This window comes from Pseudomonas sp. LABIM340 (assembly GCF_040017195.2).
In the GTDB taxonomy this organism is placed as follows: Bacteria; Pseudomonadota; Gammaproteobacteria; order Pseudomonadales; family Pseudomonadaceae; genus Pseudomonas.
In genome coordinates, this window is record NZ_CM200227.1 from 4,705,396 (window position 1) to 4,721,023 (window position 15,628).

The 15,628-nt window shown below is 66.0% G+C and carries 18 protein-coding genes; 3 read left to right on the forward strand and 15 right to left on the reverse strand.

Features of this window, described 5'->3' with window-relative positions:
* Positions 1-59: 59 nt before the first annotated feature.
* The 15 genes from ABKS89_RS21490 to ABKS89_RS21560 form a co-directional block, all read right to left on the reverse strand.
* Positions 60-644, reverse strand: coding sequence for a hypothetical protein (locus ABKS89_RS21490; protein ID WP_348587007.1), 585 nt, complete (start codon positions 642-644; stop codon positions 60-62).
* Positions 645-718: 74 nt separating this feature from the next.
* Positions 719-2,008: a TPM domain-containing protein gene (locus tag ABKS89_RS21495; RefSeq protein ID WP_348587008.1), complete on the reverse strand. Its 1,290-nt coding sequence runs from the start codon at positions 2,006-2,008 to the stop codon at positions 719-721.
* Between the two features lie 57 nt (positions 2,009-2,065).
* Positions 2,066-3,349, reverse strand: coding sequence for a TPM domain-containing protein (locus tag ABKS89_RS21500; protein WP_348587010.1), 1,284 nt, complete (start codon positions 3,347-3,349; stop codon positions 2,066-2,068).
* An 88-nt stretch (positions 3,350-3,437) separates the two neighbouring features.
* Entirely contained in the window at positions 3,438-4,574 is a 1,137-nt protein-coding gene (gene flhB, locus ABKS89_RS21505; RefSeq protein WP_138215076.1) for a flagellar biosynthesis protein FlhB, read from the reverse strand.
* Positions 4,574-5,350, reverse strand: a complete 777-nt coding sequence (gene fliR / locus ABKS89_RS21510) for a flagellar biosynthetic protein FliR (RefSeq protein WP_192290998.1) — start codon at positions 5,348-5,350, stop codon at positions 4,574-4,576. The genes flhB and fliR overlap by 1 nt, the downstream gene beginning before the upstream one ends.
* Positions 5,350-5,619, reverse strand: a complete 270-nt coding sequence (gene fliQ / locus ABKS89_RS21515) for a flagellar biosynthesis protein FliQ (RefSeq protein WP_045212070.1) — start codon at positions 5,617-5,619, stop codon at positions 5,350-5,352. Before fliQ ends, fliR begins: the two co-directional genes overlap by 1 nt.
* 34 nt (positions 5,620-5,653) lie before the next feature.
* Positions 5,654-6,364 carry a flagellar type III secretion system pore protein FliP gene (gene fliP, locus ABKS89_RS21520; protein WP_225594669.1) on the reverse strand — a complete coding sequence of 237 codons (711 nt, stop codon included), beginning with the start codon at positions 6,362-6,364 and terminating at the stop codon, positions 5,654-5,656.
* A gap of 77 nt (positions 6,365-6,441) precedes the next feature.
* A complete protein-coding gene (fliO, locus tag ABKS89_RS21525) occupies positions 6,442-6,936 on the reverse strand; it encodes a flagellar biosynthetic protein FliO (RefSeq protein WP_348587012.1) in 495 nt (164 codons plus the stop codon).
* A 1-nt stretch (position 6,937) separates the two neighbouring features.
* The gene (fliN, locus tag ABKS89_RS21530; protein WP_138215080.1) at positions 6,938-7,405 is read right to left on the reverse strand and encodes a flagellar motor switch protein FliN; all 468 of its coding nucleotides are present in this window, start codon (positions 7,403-7,405) and stop codon (positions 6,938-6,940) included.
* 22 nt (positions 7,406-7,427) lie between these two features.
* Positions 7,428-8,399: a flagellar motor switch protein FliM gene (gene fliM, locus ABKS89_RS21535; RefSeq protein ID WP_045212074.1), complete on the reverse strand. Its 972-nt coding sequence runs from the start codon at positions 8,397-8,399 to the stop codon at positions 7,428-7,430.
* 9 nt (positions 8,400-8,408) lie between these two features.
* Positions 8,409-8,930: a flagellar basal body-associated protein FliL gene (gene fliL / locus ABKS89_RS21540; protein WP_348587014.1), complete on the reverse strand. Its 522-nt coding sequence runs from the start codon at positions 8,928-8,930 to the stop codon at positions 8,409-8,411.
* 216 nt (positions 8,931-9,146) lie between these two features.
* The gene (locus tag ABKS89_RS21545) at positions 9,147-10,442 is read right to left on the reverse strand and encodes a flagellar hook-length control protein FliK (protein ID WP_348587015.1); all 1,296 of its coding nucleotides are present in this window, start codon (positions 10,440-10,442) and stop codon (positions 9,147-9,149) included.
* A 66-nt stretch (positions 10,443-10,508) separates the two neighbouring features.
* Positions 10,509-10,850 (reverse strand): Hpt domain-containing protein, encoded by a 342-nt coding sequence (locus tag ABKS89_RS21550; RefSeq protein WP_138215082.1) that lies wholly within the window; start codon positions 10,848-10,850, stop codon positions 10,509-10,511.
* A 55-nt stretch (positions 10,851-10,905) separates the two neighbouring features.
* Complete coding sequence (locus ABKS89_RS21555) at positions 10,906-12,603, reverse strand: ATP-binding SpoIIE family protein phosphatase (RefSeq protein WP_138215083.1); 1,698 nt, start codon at positions 12,601-12,603, stop codon at positions 10,906-10,908.
* 28 nt (positions 12,604-12,631) lie between these two features.
* Positions 12,632-12,937, reverse strand: a complete 306-nt coding sequence (locus ABKS89_RS21560) for an STAS domain-containing protein (protein ID WP_081519284.1) — start codon at positions 12,935-12,937, stop codon at positions 12,632-12,634.
* 248 nt (positions 12,938-13,185) lie between these two features.
* Between ABKS89_RS21560 and ABKS89_RS21565 the strand changes: the two genes are divergently transcribed.
* The 3 genes from ABKS89_RS21565 to ABKS89_RS21575 all read left to right on the forward strand — a co-directional run bounded on the left by ABKS89_RS21565 (position 13,186) and on the right by ABKS89_RS21575 (position 15,626).
* Positions 13,186-13,902: a TorF family putative porin gene (locus ABKS89_RS21565; RefSeq protein ID WP_348587017.1), complete on the forward strand. Its 717-nt coding sequence runs from the start codon at positions 13,186-13,188 to the stop codon at positions 13,900-13,902.
* A 264-nt stretch (positions 13,903-14,166) separates the two neighbouring features.
* Positions 14,167-14,967 carry a helix-turn-helix transcriptional regulator gene (locus ABKS89_RS21570; protein ID WP_348587018.1) on the forward strand — a complete coding sequence of 267 codons (801 nt, stop codon included), beginning with the start codon at positions 14,167-14,169 and terminating at the stop codon, positions 14,965-14,967.
* Between the two features lie 41 nt (positions 14,968-15,008).
* Positions 15,009-15,626, forward strand: a complete 618-nt coding sequence (locus tag ABKS89_RS21575) for a LysE family translocator (protein WP_348587020.1) — start codon at positions 15,009-15,011, stop codon at positions 15,624-15,626.
* Positions 15,627-15,628 lie beyond the last annotated feature (2 nt).

Sequence of the window (15,628 nt, forward strand, 5' to 3'; positions counted from 1 at the left end):
CCCAACCGGGCATCCGCACAGGGTTTTGCAGGAAGCGTTCCAACTTCTTCGAAACGGTTTCAGGAACTGTCTTTCACCAGTTTGAAAGTACCGTCCTTGAAGCTGCCCGCCACCGCGCAGGTGGACTGGTTGGCGTCGCTGCGCGCCTCGAATCGGTAGTGGCCGGACATCACGCCGTACTCGGTGTCGTCCTCGCTGCGGACGATCTCCACGCGGTCGATCACCAGCTCGCCATGGCTGGCGCGCAAGGCATCCTCGGGCACCTCCTGGAACAGCACCGCCGCGCCCTCGCCCAGCTTCGCCCGAGCCTCGCGCTGGGGGCCTATGGCGTAGCGGCCGGAAAGCTTCGAAGGATCGAGGCGCAACTGGTCCCGCGCAGTGGTCAGGTGGAACTGCGCGGTGAGCGTCGCCGGGTGGCCGCCCTCTCCCTGCACTGCCAGAGGCACGCCAACCACCAGCTGGTTGTCGCCGCTGAGCTGGGCGACATACAGCGAGCCCCACCAGCGATCGGTCACCTGCGCCTCGTGCTGGGTGCCGCAGACCTGCAGGCGGTACTGCGTCACCGGTGTATCGGGCGCGCAGGCGCCGCACAGACCGACGCCCACCGCCATCGCCAGCATCCTGAAGTGTCCCGCTTCGCTCATCGTCCTTTCCCGGTCAGCGCCTCGAAGGTTCGACCGGCGATCTCCGGGCAAAGGTTCCCCTGTCTTTAGGCCGGTTACCAGCTCCCGGAGGCGCCGCCCCCGCCGCTGGAGCCACCGCCACCGGAGTAGCTGCTGCTGCCGCTGGACGACGAACCACCGCCACTGCTGGAGCCCCCGGAGCCGCCGGAACCCGAGCCGCCGGGGACGAAGGCGAACAGCAGCGGAAAGAACAGCATGGGGATCAGCGCGAGCGAATCGGGGAATGCCCAGGGCTGCTGCAGGACACCGAACACGTGGATCACCGCGCCGGCGATGAGCAGCGCTACCGCCAGACGGATGGCGAATTCCACACGGCTGCGCCGCCAGGTCTTGTACGCGAGAACGAATGGCAGGCAGAGCAACACCACGCCAATGCAGCCGCCAATGGGCAAGGCCAGGCCATAGAGCGCCACATCGCCGCCGTCGAAGTACTTGGCACAGACCATCAACGCCACCAGATAGCCGATGATGCCGCCGACTATCCCGGCCGACAGGCGCGAGCCCGCCGCCAACGCACCGATGCCGGCGCCGAAGAGCATGCTGAAGGGAATGGCCATGAGCAGCATCGGCAGGCTTCTCAGCCCCGCGCTGACGGCCATCAGCACGGTTGCCACGGCCAGCGTTGGCAGCACGACCTTCACACCCAGCCAGCGGCGACGTAGTACGACACCGGCCACACCACCGCCGACCAGTCCGATCAGCAGCAGCCAGCCCTCCCAGGTCAGACCGCCACTGCGGCGCTCGTCCGGCAGCGTCTCGCCGTCGATCAGTCGCTCCAGCACAGTCACCGCATTCTCGATGCCACCGGCGAAGTCGCCACTACGGAAAGCCGGAACCATCTCTTCCCGGATGATGCGCCCGGCGACTACGTCAGGAATCGCCCCTTCCAGGCCGTAACCGACCTCGATGCGCATGGTCCGGTCCTCCTTCGCCACCAGCACCAGCACACCGTCGTCCACGCCCTGCCGGCCCAGGCGCCATTGTTCAAAGACACGGGTGGCGAACTGCTCGATGCTGTCCTCGCCGGTGCTGGGCAACATCAGGATGGCGATCTGCGAGCCCTTGCGCTGCTGCAGCGCCAGCAGCCGCTGTTTCATCGCAGCGATCCACTCGCTGCCCAGGGTGCCGGTAAGGTCGGTGACCGGGCTCTTCAGCTCCGGCACCGCGAAGGTTCGGGCAGGCTCGCCATCGGCATCAGCTTCATCGGGTACAGCAACCAGCACGTCCTGTGCGGGACGGGCAGCGTCAGTCGGGATCTCTGCCCGCACGCCAGCCGCGCCGAGCAGGAGGAGGAGATACAGTGCGCAACGAATCCAGAGGGTCATGCCTTCTTTCCCTGAAGGTGTGGGCTTGGCAGCCCGGAGCGTCGAGGGATTATGCCGTCACCAGCTTCCCGACGCACCGCCGCCGCCACTGGAACCGCCACCGCCGGAGAACCCGCCACCGCCCGAACTGCCGCCGGACGACCCGCTGGATGAACCGCCGCCCGAACCCGAGCCACCACCCGCACCGCCCTGCCCTGCCGCGAACACCACCAGCCCCGGCAGGCACATGAAGGGCAGCACCAGCAGCCAGTTCAGCGGAGTCGTCGGAGCACCGGCGAAGAAACCGATCAGCAGGTACAGGCCGAAGATTATCGCCAGGCGCCAGTAGAAGGCCTTGTGCCCGGCCGGCGCCTTGGCGCTCTTGCGCCCTTTGCGCCCCTTGCGAGGTCTGCGCCAGACGTCGCGCATCATCGAGATCAGCAGCCACCAGAGGCCGATGACCATCAGCACCGCCAGCGGAGCAGCCAGCGCATAGACCCAGAGCAGGCCGCCGAAGCGCGGCGTCAGGAAACCGAGCAGGATGCAGTAGGCAATCAGCCCCAGCACGCCGTAGAACACCACCCGAGCCGTCCACAGCGCACCGAAGGTAGCGCCGCCAACCAGCAGGCAGATCGGCGTGACGGCAACCACTCCCAGGGCATCCTTGCCGCCGGACAATATGGCCACCAGCACGACCACCACCGCGCAAAACGCCAGTGCGCCGCGCCAGCCCATCCGCCGTGCGGCAAGCAGCACGCCACCCACGCCACCGGCCACGAAGGACGCCAGCAACAGCCAGGCTTCCAGCGGCAAGCGCAAGGGTTCGGGGGCGAGCTCCGGCAGCACCTCGCCATCGACCAGCAGGATCAGCGCATCCACCGCCGAATCGATACCGCCCGCGTAATCGCCCTCGCGGAAGGCCGGCGCCATGCGCTCGCGGATGATGCGCCCGGCCAGCACGTCGGGAATCGCGCCTTCCAGGCCATAGCCGACCTCGATGCGCATCAGGTGATCGTCCTTCGCCACCACCACCAGCACACCGTCGTCCACGCCCTTGCGGCCGAGCTTCCAGAGGTCGAACAGCTTGTTGGAGAAGGCCTCAATGCCCATCTTGCCCACCGTCGGCAGCATCACCACGGTGATCTGCGCACCACGCTGGTCCTCCAGAGCCTTGAGCTTGTCGATCAGGCGCGCCTTGGTGGCCGGGTCGAGGGTGCCGGTGACGTCCACCACACGCTCGCTCAGCGGCAGCAGCACGCCGCCATCGGCGGGCGCGTCGGCCCAGACGGGCTGGACGCAGGTGAAGAGGCAGAGCAAGAGCCAGAACGCGAAGCGCAGGCCGGCGAAGGAATCCCGAAGCATGAAACGTTTCCTTGGCTGAACAGGCCGCCCGGAGCCTTCGACGCCGGACGCAGGCCGACCATCCTACTGCACGGGCGGCGCCTGCGGGTCACTCGTCCCGGCGCAGGTCCGGCGGGATCGGCAGGTCCGGCATCGGCCCCGGGCGCTTGCCCTTGCCGGAGCGGTACTGCTTGAGCTGGTAGACGTAGGCCAGCACCTGGGCCACGGCGAGGTAAAGGCCGGCGGGAATCTCGTGGTCGAGTTCGGTGGAGTAGTAGACCGCCCGCGCCAGCGCCGGCGATTCGAGCACCGTGACCTTGTGCTCCTGGGCGATCTCGCGAATCTTCAGCGCCATGAAGTCGTTGCCCTTGGCCAGCAGCCTGGGCGCCCCGCCCTTCTCCGCGTCGTATTTCAGGGCCACGGCGAAGTGCGTCGGGTTGGTGATGATGACGTCGGCTTCGGGCACCGCCTGCATCATCCGCCGGTTGGCCATCTCGCGCTGCATCTGGCGAACCTTGGCCTTGACCTCCGGCTTGCCCTCGGAGTCCTTGTACTCGTCCTTGACCTCCTGCTTGGTCATCATCAGCTTCTTGCGGTTGTCCCAGAGCTGGAAGGGCACGTCCGCGGCGGCGATGAAGATGATGCTGCAGGCCAGCCAGAAGGCGCTCCAGCCGACAATCCGGGCGCTGTGCACCATCGCCTGTTCCAGCGGCTCGTGGGAGATGGCCAGCAGGTCGTCCTGGTCGGACTTGAGCACCAGGACCGCCACGATCAGCACCAGCACGAACTTGGCCAGGGCCTTCAGCAACTCGGTCAGCGAGCGCAGCGAGAACATGCGCTTGAGCCCGGCCAGCGGGTTCATCCGGCTGAACTTGGGCGCCAGCGCCTCGGCGGAGAACAGCCAGCCGCCCAGCGCAACCGGGCCGACCAGCGCCGCGATCAGCAGCACCGCGAGGATCGGCCAGATCGCATCGGCGCCGATCTTGCCGCCGGCGATCAGCAGGTTGAGCATGCTCTCGCTGTTCATCACCGTGGCGCGGTCCAGCTCGAAACTGCCGCGCATCAGGCGCATCAGCGCATCGGCCAGGCTGGCGCCGAACATCAGCAAGGCCCCGGCGCCGGCCAGGAGCACGGCCAGGGTATTCAGCTCCTTGGACCGAGGGAGCTGGCCCTTCTCGCGCGCGTCGCGGCGCCGTTTCTCGGTAGGTTCCTCTGTCTTGTCTTCGCTACTGTCGTTCTCGGCCATCAGCGGGCCCCCACGAGTTCGCGAAGCAGGCGCAGGCCTTCACTGGCCAGCGCCTGGTACTGGGTGAGAATCTCGGCACTGCCAATCCAGACAATGACGAAGCCCATGATCAGGGTGAGCGGGAATCCGATCGAGAAGATGTTCAGCTGCGGCGCCGCGCGGGTCATCGCGCCGAATGCCAGGTTGACCACCAGCAGCGCGGTGATCGCCGGTAAGGCGATCATCAGGCCTGCGCCCAGGACCCAGCCGAGCTTGCCGGCCACCGTGATGAAATGGTTGCTCGACAGCCCCTCGCCCACCGGCAGCGTGGTGAAGCTTTCCGCCAGCACCTCGAAGACCACCAGGTGGCCGTTCATGGAGAGGAACAGCAGGGTCACCAGCATGGTGAAGAACTGCCCCAGCACCGGTACCGAGATGCCGTTGGTGGGATCGACCATGGACGCGAAGCCCAGGCCCATCTGCATCGAGATGATCTGCCCGGAAATGACGAAGGCGTGGAACATCAGCTGCAGGACAAAGCCGAGCATGGCGCCAACGAGGATTTCCTGGGCGATGTAGACCATCGCCTTGAGGCTCAGCGCATCCACCTGCGGCATCGGTGGCAGGTTGGGCGTCAGCGCTACCGCGATGGCCACGGCCAGGTACAGGCGCACGCGCGTCGGCACCAGTTGGGTGCCGATGATCGGCATCACCATCAACATCGCGGCGATGCGGAACAGCGGGAACAGGAAGGCCCCGATCCAGCCGCCGATCTGCGCGTTGCTGAGCTCGAGCATCAGCCGATCAGCGTCGGGATGCTGGTGATCAGCGACTGGGTGTATTCCATCAGCTGCCGCAGCAGCCAGGGGCCCAGCACGATGAGGGTGAGCAGCACCACCAGCAGGCGCGGCAGGAAGCTCAGGGTCTGCTCGTTGATCTGCGTGGCGGCCTGGAACATCGCCACGATCAGGCCCACCAGCAGGCTGGGCAGCACCAGGATGCCGACCATCACGGCGGTCAGCCAGAGCGCTTCACGGAACAGGTCGACGGCGACTTCGGGGGTCATGGCTGCTCCTGTCGTTCAGCAGAGGGGTTCATCGCTAGACCGTCCCGAAACTGCCGGCGAGCGTGCCGATGATCAATGCCCAGCCGTCCACCAGGACGAACAGCATGATCTTGAACGGCAACGAGATGATCAGCGGCGAGAGCATCATCATGCCCATCGCCATCAGGACGCTGGACACCACCAGGTCGATGATCAGGAACGGAATGAAGATCATGAAACCGATCTGGAAGGCAGTCTTCAACTCCGAAGTGACGAACGCCGGCACCAGGATGGTCAGGGGCGTGGCGTCGGCGCTGGCGATGTCGGTGCGCTTGGACAGCCGCACGAACAGCTCCAGGTCCGATTGCCGAGTCTGCGCCAGCATGAAGGCCTTGAGCGGCACTTCCGCGCGAGTAAGTGCTTCCTGCGCGGGGATCTGCTCGCTCAGGTAAGGCTGCAGCGCAGTCGTGTTGATCTTGTCGAACACCGGCGCCATGACGAACAGGGTGAGGAACATCGCCAGGCCGATCAGCACCTGGTTCGACGGCGTGCTCTGCAGGCCCAGCGCCTGACGCAGGATGGAGAAGACGATGATGATCCGGGTGAAGCTGGTCATCAGCATGACGAACGCCGGAATGAAGCTCAGCGCGGTCATGATCAGCAGGATCTGCAGGCTGACCGAGTATTCCTGCTGCCCCTGCGGATTGGTGGTCACGGTGATCGCCGTCAGCTGCGTCGGATCGGCGGCGAAGGCCTGCGGCGCCATCAGCGCCAGCAGGCCCAGGAGCAGCGGCGCGACTGACTTGAGCGCACCGATCAGCACGGAGAGGTTCAGCGAACGGGTCACTGCGGGCGGCCCTTGTCCTTGTTCAGCAATTCCAGCAGGCGCTGGGCGAATTCCGGCTGCGCCGGCTCCGATTCGGCGGCATGCACCGGCTGGCGCATGACGTGCAGCGGGGTGATGCGACCGGGCGTCAGGCCCAGCAGCACCTGCTCCTCGCCCACCTGCACCAGCACCAGCCGATCACGCGGGCCGAGGGACTGACTGGAAATCAGGCGGATCGCCTGGTTGCCGCGCGGCACGACCTGCTGCACGCGACGCACCAGCCAGGCCAGCAGGAAGATCAGGCCGACCACCAGCACCAGGCCCAGCAGCAACTGCATCAATTGCGCGCCGGCGCTGCCGGTGATGATGCTTGGCGTGGAGCTGGCGTGGACGATGGCCGGATTGGATGCCGGTACCTTGGCCTCCTCGCCCAGGGCGAAGAGGGACAGCCCCAGCAGCGGCAGGGCGCCTACGCTGGAGAGCAAACGGGGATTCGCGAGCAGGCGGCCCATGTCAGCGCAGCTTCTTGATGCGTTCGCTGGGGCTGATCACGTCGGTGAGGCGGATGCCGAACTTCTCGTTCACCACCACCACTTCGCCATGGGCGATCAGGGTGCCGTTGACCAGCACGTCCAGCGGCTCGCCGGCCAGGCGATCGAGTTCGATCACCGAGCCCTGGTTGAGCTGCAGCAGGTTGCGGATGTTGATGTCGGTGTGGCCGACCTCCATGGAAATGGTCACCGGAATATCCAGGATCACATCCAGGTTGGGGCCTTCCAGCCCGGCGATCATCGGCGTCTTGGGCGCCATGCCGAACTCTTCCATCGGTGCGCGCGGTGCAGCGGGCACGGCCGGAGCCGCGGCGCCGGCCATCATCGCGTCGATGTCGTCCTGGTTGGCATCACCGGATTCGGAAAGGGCCGCGGCCCACTCATCGGCCAGCGCCTGTTCTTCGGGAGTCACGTTTTCTTCATCAGACATGGTGGGTCCTCGTGGGATCCGCTCAGCGCAAGCGCTCGAGGGGATCGAGAATCTGCAAGGCCAGGTTGCCCTTGTGCGAACCCAGCTTGACCTTGAAGGAAGGCACGCCGTTGGCGCGCATGATCATGTATTCGGGCAGCTCCACCGGGATCACGTCGCCCGGCTGCATGTGCAGGATGTCGCGCAGCTTGAGCTGGCGGCGCACGACGGTGGCGCCCACCGGCACGCTGACGTCGAGGATGTCTTCGCGCAGGGCATTGATCCAGCGCTCGTCCTGATCGTCCACGTCGGACTGGAAGCCGGCATCGAGCATCTCGCGGATCGGCTCGATCATCGCGTACGGCAGGGTGATGTGCAGGTCGCCGCCGCCGCCGTCCAGTTCGATGTGGAAGGTGGAGACCACCACCACTTCGCTGGGGCTGACGATGTTGGCCATCGCCGGGTTCACCTCGGAGTTCACGTACTCGAAGTTGATCGGCATCACCGCGTGCCAGGCCTCGGCGAGATCGACGAAGGCCTGCTCGATGACCATACGCACCACCCGCAGCTCGGTGGGGGTGAACTCGCGGCCCTCGATCTTGGCGTGACGACCGTCACCGCCGAAGAAGTTGTCCACCAGCTTGAACACCAGCTTGGCGTCGAGGATGAACAGCGCGGTTCCGCGCAGCGGCTTCATCTTCACCAGGTTGAGGCTGGTGGGTACGTACAGCGAGTGCACGTACTCGCCGAACTTCATCACCTGTACGCCGCCCACGGCGACATCCGCCGAGCGGCGCAGCAGGTTGAACATGCTGATGCGGGTATAACGGGCGAATCGCTCGTTGATCATCTCCAGGGTCGGCATGCGACCCCGGACGATACGGTCCTGACTGGTCAGGTCGTAGGACTTGATCGCCCCCGGCTCGACGTCGGACTCGGTTTCCACCAGGCCGTCGTCGACGCCGTGCAACAGCGCGTCGATCTCGTCCTGGGAAAGTAGATCCTGCATGGCCATGGCGGGTACCTACTGCAATACGAAGTTGGTGAAAAGCACTTGCTCCACGGTCAACTGACCGGTCGCCTTCTTCGCCAGTTCCTGAAGACTGGACGTGGCCTGCTGACGAAGCATCTCCTTGCCGACCGGAGTCACCAGATTGTCGAAATTCTGGCTGGAGAACAGCATCACCAGCTGGTTGCGCACCAGCGGCATCTGCTCGCGCAGGGCATCCATCTGCGCCTGGTCGCGGCCCATCAGGGCAACGGCTACCTGAAGATAGCGCTGGCGGCCGTTCTGGTTGAAGTTGACCACGAAGGACGGCGCGAGAATCTCGTAGACCGCCTGCTTCTTCGTCGGCTCGGCGTGTTCCGCGGTCTTGGCTTCGGCTTCGTCGGGCTTGGCGCTCTTGTGCAGGAAGAACCAGGTACCGCCCACCGACGCACCCACCGCCAGCAGGAAAGCCAGCACGATGATGATGATGAGCTTCAGCTTGCCCTTGCCGGGCGCCTGGCCATCGGGGAGAGAAGGCGTCTGTTCTTTCTTGGCCATGCCAATAATCCGTCACTTTTGCGGCGCGAAGCGCTGATACCGGGGTAGCAGCAAGGGCTGTGCCAGTTTGGAAGAGTCCTACTGGCGACGCCGCGGATATTACAGGCTAGACGGAGGATGTCACGGGGAGCGAAGAGAAATTTCAGTCGATGCCAGCTTATCGGGGTATGGGACGTAAAACGCTGTCCGTTCTACGCCCCATGAAGCCCGCGGGGATCACGCGTAGTAATCCACCAGTCCCCTGCCCTGCGCCGCCGTCTGCGGGCGGATCTCGGACACGCCACTGAGCATCGGCTCATCGTCACCGCTGCCACTACCCGCCACGCTCCGCGAGCTGCCACGGCCGTCGCCCTGCTGCTGTTGCTGCCAGCCACGGGCGGACTGGTCGGAAACGTTCACGTCCAGTTGCATGCCCTGCTGGTTGAACATCTCGCGCAGGCGATGCTGCTGGCTGTCCAGCGCTTCGCGGACGTTGGCGTTGGCGCTGACGAAGTTCACCTGGGTCTGGTCGCCGGTCATGTGGATGCGCACTTCCAGGCGGCCGAGGTTGGCCGGGTCCATCTGGATCTCGGCCGACTTGAGGTTCTGCGAGGACATCCACATCACCCGGTCCACCACCTGATCAGTCCAGCCGTTCTGCTGCACGGACACCGCCTGCCCCGGCACCAGCGGGTTCACCGGGCGACTGGTCATGGCCTGCGGCGTGTTCAGCGCCTGCGTCAGCGACTCCAGGCGTGCGGCAAAGGCCTCGTTGCGCGGCATCTCCGGCTTGGCGTCTGCCTGCACGTCTGCCAGTTGCTGGGTCAGGTCGACGCCATCCTTCAGCGCGCCCTCGGCAAGCTTGCCTTCGGCGCCCTTGGCTGCCGCATCCGGGCTCAGTGCAGCGAGGGCGGCGGACAGATCGTTCTTGCCGCTGGCATCCAGTGACTTGTCCCCCGCCTTGGCCGCAAGGTGGCCGGTGAGCTGAGTCTGCTGCACCTGGTCTTCAGCGCCCACGGCGAGCGTCAGGTTTACCCCCGGAATCTCGTTGAGCTTCTGCAGATCGCCATCGCTGCTGGCATCGGTGAGCTGGCTGGTGCCGGTGCTGACCACCAGCGGCGGCGCTTCGGGCTCCGGCAGTTGGCCGGTCATGCCGAGCATCAGCAGCGGGTCGAGGGTCGCGTCGGGACTGGTCTCGGTATCCGCTACCTTCTCGTCCGCCTTGCTGGCGCCATCGGCCGGCAAGGCCTTGCCGTCCTCGGCAACCTTTGGCTGGTCAGCGGCAGCCGGTGCGGTGGAGTCCTTGCTCGCGGTGTCCTTGTCGGCACTGTCCCGCGGCTTGTCGTTCTTCGCCTTTACCGGTTTGTCGGCGCGCTCGCTGGCGGCTGGCCGCTGCTCCTTGGCGTAGACATCCGCAAAGCTGGAACCCTTGTCGCTGCTGCTGTTCGACGAACTTTGCGCAGACTTGGAGAGCGCCGCCTTGGGCCGGGTGTCAGGCGTCGACGTCAATAAAATATCCGGGGCGACAGCCATCGGAGTTCTCCGTTGATGTGAATATCCAACACGGAGATAGCAAGGCGCGGGCCAACTCGGAAAAGGTCAGGGGCGACCGGGCAACAGCAGGGTGCGGACGATGGAGAATTCATGCTCGACCTTGCCGATCAGGCCTTGCGCGCCGGACAGGTCGTTCTGCCGCGCGGCCTCCTCGAGTCGCTTGCACAGGCTGCTCAGTACCGAGGCGCCCATGTTGCCGCAACTGCCCTTGAAGCTGTGCGCAGCGTGGCGCAGGGCCGGCGCATCGCTGGCGGCGGATGCCTCGCGGATGCTGCGCAGGCGCTCCTCGGAGTCGCTGAGGAAGGTTTCCACCAGGAGCGGATACTCGTCTTCCATGATCGACAGCAAATTGCTCAGCACGGCGCCATCGAGATGCGGCTCGGACATTGGGCACTCCCTGAAAGACGGCTCGCCACCCGTCAGGGGGACAAGAAGGCCCCGATTATGCCTGAGCCGACCAGAAGAACTCCACGGAGACCGCCTTGCCGTCGCCCGACCACTGACAGCGGTCAGACAGCTGCCGGACCAGCGTCAGGCCGCGCCCGCAGAGGCTGCCGGCAGCCCTCTGCGAAGCCAGCACCGCGCCCACGTCGAAACCGTCGCCGCTGTCTTCCACCCGCACCAGCAGGCGCCCCCCATCGCCGTGAGGGGCGAGGTCGAGATGGAAGCGCACGAAACCGTCGCGCAGGGCGACCAGGCGCTTGCTGCGCTCCTGGTAATAGCGGGCGAAACCGGCGGCATCGCACTTGAGCGAGGAGTCCAGACCCATCACGCCGTGCTCCAGGGCGTTGGAGTACAGCTCGGCGAGCACGGTGTAGAGCGCACCACCGCGCGGGCGCAGGTCTTGCACCTCCATCAGCAGCTGCAACAGGAAGGGCAAGGGGTTGAAATTGCGCAGGGTCGGCGCGCGGAATTCGAAGCTGGCGGACCAGTCCAGCGGGCTGCTCAGGCCGTTGTCGGAGAACGCCAGCGGCGGGCGCTGCAGCGAGCCTTCGGGGACCAGCGCGATCTCCAGCATGCTGACGTCGTCCTGGGCTTCGCCGCGAAACCGCGCCACCGCCGCCTGGATGCCGTCGAACAGGCGCGACGGCGCAAGGCCCTCGCCGAACACCTGGTGCAGGCGCTCCTCGCCGAAGGCTTCGCCCGTGGCATTGCGCGCTTCCAGCACGCCATCGGAGAAGAGGAACACACGGTCGCCCTCCTCCATCGCGTAGACCTCGAAATGGTCACTGAAGGCCGAAGGGTCGAGAATGCCCAGCGGCAGGTGCCGCGACACCAGCGGCTGCAGTTCGCCGCTGTCGTGGCGGTGCAGGTAGCCGTTGGGCAGGCCGCCGTTCCACACCTCCACCAGGCCGCGCTGGAAACTCAGATTGAGCACCGCGGCGCAGCAGAACACGCCCACCGGGAGAATGCGTTTGAGCTTGGCGTTCATCTCGCGAAGGATGTCCGCCATCGGGTAGCCCTTGGCTGTCATGCCGTAGAACACCTCGGCCAACGGCATGGCGCCAATGGCCGCCGGCAAGCCGTGGCCGGTGAAGTCGCCGAGCAGCACGTGCATGCCGCCGGAGGGCTTGAACGCCGCCAGCAGCAGGTCGCCGTTGAACAGCGCGAAGGGTGATTGCAGGTAGCGGATGTTCGCCGCGTTCAGGCACCCAGAGTGCGCCACCTTGTCGAACACCGCCTTGGCCACCCGCTGCTCGTTGAGCAGGTGCTCGTTGTGCCGGGCGATCAGGTCGCGCTGCTCCAGCACCATCCGCTGCAGGTGATGCAGGCGCCCCATGGCGCGGATCTTGGCTTCGAGGATGACGCGGTTGTAGGGCTTGGATAGGAAGTCATCGCCGCCCGCCTCCAGGCTCTGCACCAACGCCTCGGGCTCGCTCAGCGAAGTGAGGAAGATGATCGGCACCAGCTCCTCGCCAGCCTGCCGGCGAATCCGCCGCGCCGCTTCGAAGCCGTCCATCACCGGCATCAGCGCATCCATCAGCACCAGCTGCGGGCGCTCCTGGGCGAACAGCGCGAGCGCTTCCAGCCCGTTGGCGGCGGTGATCACACGATGTCCCTGGCGGCTGACGATGGTCGACAGCAACAGGCGATCGGCGGCGTTGTCGTCGGCGATCAGGACGGTGAGGAGTTCGGACATGGCCGTTGCCACTGCAGAGCGCGCCGGGTCAGCTGATCTTGAACAGCTGCTCGAAGTTGGAGATGGACAGCACCTTGCGCACGTCCGGATTGCAATGCGCCAGGCTGATCTGCGCGCTCTCGCCGCCGGCGTGGTCGCGCAGCAGCAGGAGCATGCCCAGCGCCGAACTGTCGAGGTAGGTGGCGCCCTTCAGGTCCACCACGTAGCGCTTGGGCGTGGTCTCGACGCGTTCGTAGGCGTTGCGGAATTCCTGGTGCGCGCCGAAATCGAAACGTCCCTGGACCACTATGGTGAGCTCCTGCCCGTCGGCGGAGGGAACGGAAGTGATGGCCATGGGATTCTCCTTATCGATCGATGGTCGCGCACGAGCTTGAAGATGTAGCAGCTAGCGATGACAGCGGCAACCTCTGCGAACGATGGGAAACCGCCTCGCCAGACCGGTCGAACGGTACCCGGCAGGTCGATTAATGGACCACCGGTCGACACGGGCACGTCGAATGCCTTTACCCTTTTACCCGTGCGACGCAGAGCGAAGGCTCGCAAGAGGCCTTGGAAGGGTCGCACCCGCAAGAAGGGGGCAACATGTACAAGTCCATTCTCATCGCGGCCTGCGTGTTGTGCGTGGCGCCGTACGCCAGTGCTCAGGTGATGCAGCGCAACCTGGGCGATTTCGAACTCAAGTTCGCCAATTCACCTACGCGCAGCATGGCCCAGGGGCTGGTCCAGCCGGGCCAGGCCAACAGCGCCCAGGGCGGCCTCGACATCACCCACGACAGCGGTTGGTACGTCGGCAGCTGGACCTCGAACATCGAGCAGGAAAAGCCGCTGGAGATCGACAGCTACGCCGGCTTCAAGCACCCGCTGGGCGACGGCAAGCTGGGCTATGAAGTGGGCACCCTGCGCTACAGCCGGCCGGAACAGCCCGACTACGACAGCCAGGCTCTGTACGGCGGCCTCTCGGTGTTCGGCAGCCGTCTCGGCGCGGCCTACAGCGCCCAGGCCGGGCGCAGCACCACCACGCTGTTCACCGACCTTGGCGTACAGCCTGACCTCGGCTTCGACGTGACCTTCAAGTATTCCACCTACAACCTCGCCGCCCCCGTGAGCCTGAACAGTGGTGGCAGCGTCGGCGAATTCGGCGACTGGTCGGTGAACTTCAGCCGCCCCTGGAACGGCATCGACCTGAACTTCTCCTACAGCGGCAGCAGCCTGACCGGTGGCGACTGCAGCGCCTACTCCGGGCACAACGCGTATTGCGACTCGGCGTTCATGTTCAAGGCCTCGCGGCCGTTCTTCTGAGGAGCCCCCAAGCCTCTCCCGGAGGGAGAGGGAGCAGTCCGCTGCCAAGCGCCACTCCTGCGCTCTTCCTGCACCTCCATACCCAGCTGACTCCGATGCCCGCATCCCTGCCGAACGCCCCCTCTCCCCCTGGGAGAGGGCTGGGGTGAGGGCGAGACCGCGCGCCGAAAGCTCCCGGCGCCAAGAAAGTCAATTTCATTCAAGATCGACCCTGTGCCAGGGGCTACTCTGCCTATCACCCTCCGCGCCCGCAGGCCTGACCCAATGCTGCACCGAGTGAACTGCACCGCCGCCGCCCTGCCCGGCCTGCGCATCGTCGAGATCCTCACGCAGCGCAGCTTCCCGCGCCACGCCCACGACGAGTACGGCATCGGCGTGATGCTCGAAGGCGGGCACCGCTCCTGGAGTGGCCGCGGCCAGGTCGAAGCCGGGCCGTGCGACATCATCACCGTGAGCCCCAATGAACTGCACGACGGCATCCCCCTGCGCGGTGCGCCGCGGCGCTGGTGGATGCTCTACGTGGAGCCGACACTGTTGGCAGAACTGGCCGGCGGGGAAATGGCCGGACGCGAGTTCACCGTACCCGCCCTCGCCGACCGACAACTCGCCCAGCGCATTGCCAGTCTGCTGCAACATCTGCCGGGCGCCTGTGCGGAGGAAGCCAGCGAAGGCGTGCTCGACCTGTTCGGCGAGCTGCTCGACCAGCGCCTCGACACGAGCGTGGCGACCCTGCCGTCCCGCAGTGTGGCACGCATGCTCGAACGGATTCACGACGACCCGCGCAATGCCCCCGCGCTGGTGGAGCTGGCCGGCATTGCCGGGCTGACACCCTTCGCGGCGCTACGTCGCTTCCGCCGCGAACTGGGTACCACGCCCCACGCCTACCTCCTGCAGTACCGTGTAAGACAGGCCCACAAGGCCATCGGCGAAGGCCGCACGCTGGCCGACGCCGCCCAGCTCGCCGGCTTCGCCGACCAGTCGCACATGACCCGCGCCTTCGCCCGCCAGCTCGGACTGACACCGGGGCAATGGCGCTCAACGTTCAGGCAGCCGCCAACGCCCTGATCGCCCCACCCTCACTTCTTCCACACAGGAAACCCACGGGAATGAACGCAGAATTCCTGCTGACGGCGTTCGTCGTCGTTTTGCTGCCCGGCACCGGCGTGCTCTATACCCTGGCCGTCGGTCTTGGCCTTGGCGCCCGCGCAGCCACCCTGGCGGCGCTGGGCTGCACACTGGGCATGGTGCCTCAACTGCTGCTCGCCACTTTCGGCCTGTCGGTGATCCTGCAGGCCAGCGCGGCCAGCTTCCAGATCATCCGGCTGCTGGGCACGGCCTACCTGCTGTTCATCGCCTGGCAGGTGTTTCGCGGCAGCGGCGCCCTGGCGCTGGATTCGGCCAGCAGCCCGCGCAGCACCCCGCGACTGGTGGGCACCGGGCTCTGGCTGAACCTGCTCAACCCCAAGCTCGGGCTGTTCTTCCTGGCCTTCCTGCCGCAATTCGTGCCAGCCGGCAGCGAGGACGCGCGCGGGCTGTTCCTGATGCTCGGCCTGGTGTTCGCGCTGATGACCTTCATCGTGTTCATCGGCTACGGACTGCTGGCGTCCTGGGTGCGCGACTATGTGATCGGGCGTCCGGCGGTGATGACGCTGATCCGCTGGAGCTTCACCCTCGCCTTCGTCGTGCTGGCGCTAAGGCTGGCCGTCGAGTCGCTGCTGCCCTGATC

Bases quoted from the DNA above. Each gene is read 5' to 3' on its own strand.
- ABKS89_RS21490 (WP_348587007.1), bottom strand. From the start codon at position 644: ATGAGCGAAGCGGGACACTTCAGGATGCTGGCGATGGCGGTGGGCGTC.
- ABKS89_RS21495 (WP_348587008.1), bottom strand. From the start codon at position 2,008: ATGACCCTCTGGATTCGTTGCGCACTGTATCTCCTCCTCCTGCTCGGC.
- ABKS89_RS21500 (WP_348587010.1), bottom strand. From the start codon at position 3,349: ATGCTTCGGGATTCCTTCGCCGGCCTGCGCTTCGCGTTCTGGCTCTTG.
- flhB (WP_138215076.1), bottom strand. From the start codon at position 4,574: ATGGCCGAGAACGACAGTAGCGAAGACAAGACAGAGGAACCTACCGAG.
- fliR (WP_192290998.1), bottom strand. From the start codon at position 5,350: ATGCTCGAGCTCAGCAACGCGCAGATCGGCGGCTGGATCGGGGCCTTC.
- fliQ (WP_045212070.1), bottom strand. From the start codon at position 5,619: ATGACCCCCGAAGTCGCCGTCGACCTGTTCCGTGAAGCGCTCTGGCTG.
- fliP (WP_225594669.1), bottom strand. From the start codon at position 6,364: ATGGCGCCGCAGGCCTTCGCCGCCGATCCGACGCAGCTGACGGCGATC.
- fliO (WP_348587012.1), bottom strand. From the start codon at position 6,936: ATGGGCCGCCTGCTCGCGAATCCCCGTTTGCTCTCCAGCGTAGGCGCC.
- fliN (WP_138215080.1), bottom strand. From the start codon at position 7,405: ATGTCTGATGAAGAAAACGTGACTCCCGAAGAACAGGCGCTGGCCGAT.
- fliM (WP_045212074.1), bottom strand. From the start codon at position 8,399: ATGGCCATGCAGGATCTACTTTCCCAGGACGAGATCGACGCGCTGTTG.
- fliL (WP_348587014.1), bottom strand. From the start codon at position 8,930: ATGGCCAAGAAAGAACAGACGCCTTCTCTCCCCGATGGCCAGGCGCCC.
- ABKS89_RS21545 (WP_348587015.1), bottom strand. From the start codon at position 10,442: ATGGCTGTCGCCCCGGATATTTTATTGACGTCGACGCCTGACACCCGG.
- ABKS89_RS21550 (WP_138215082.1), bottom strand. From the start codon at position 10,850: ATGTCCGAGCCGCATCTCGATGGCGCCGTGCTGAGCAATTTGCTGTCG.
- ABKS89_RS21555 (WP_138215083.1), bottom strand. From the start codon at position 12,603: ATGTCCGAACTCCTCACCGTCCTGATCGCCGACGACAACGCCGCCGAT.
- ABKS89_RS21560 (WP_081519284.1), bottom strand. From the start codon at position 12,937: ATGGCCATCACTTCCGTTCCCTCCGCCGACGGGCAGGAGCTCACCATA.
- ABKS89_RS21565 (WP_348587017.1), top strand. From the start codon at position 13,186: ATGTACAAGTCCATTCTCATCGCGGCCTGCGTGTTGTGCGTGGCGCCG.
- ABKS89_RS21570 (WP_348587018.1), top strand. From the start codon at position 14,167: ATGCTGCACCGAGTGAACTGCACCGCCGCCGCCCTGCCCGGCCTGCGC.
- ABKS89_RS21575 (WP_348587020.1), top strand. From the start codon at position 15,009: ATGAACGCAGAATTCCTGCTGACGGCGTTCGTCGTCGTTTTGCTGCCC.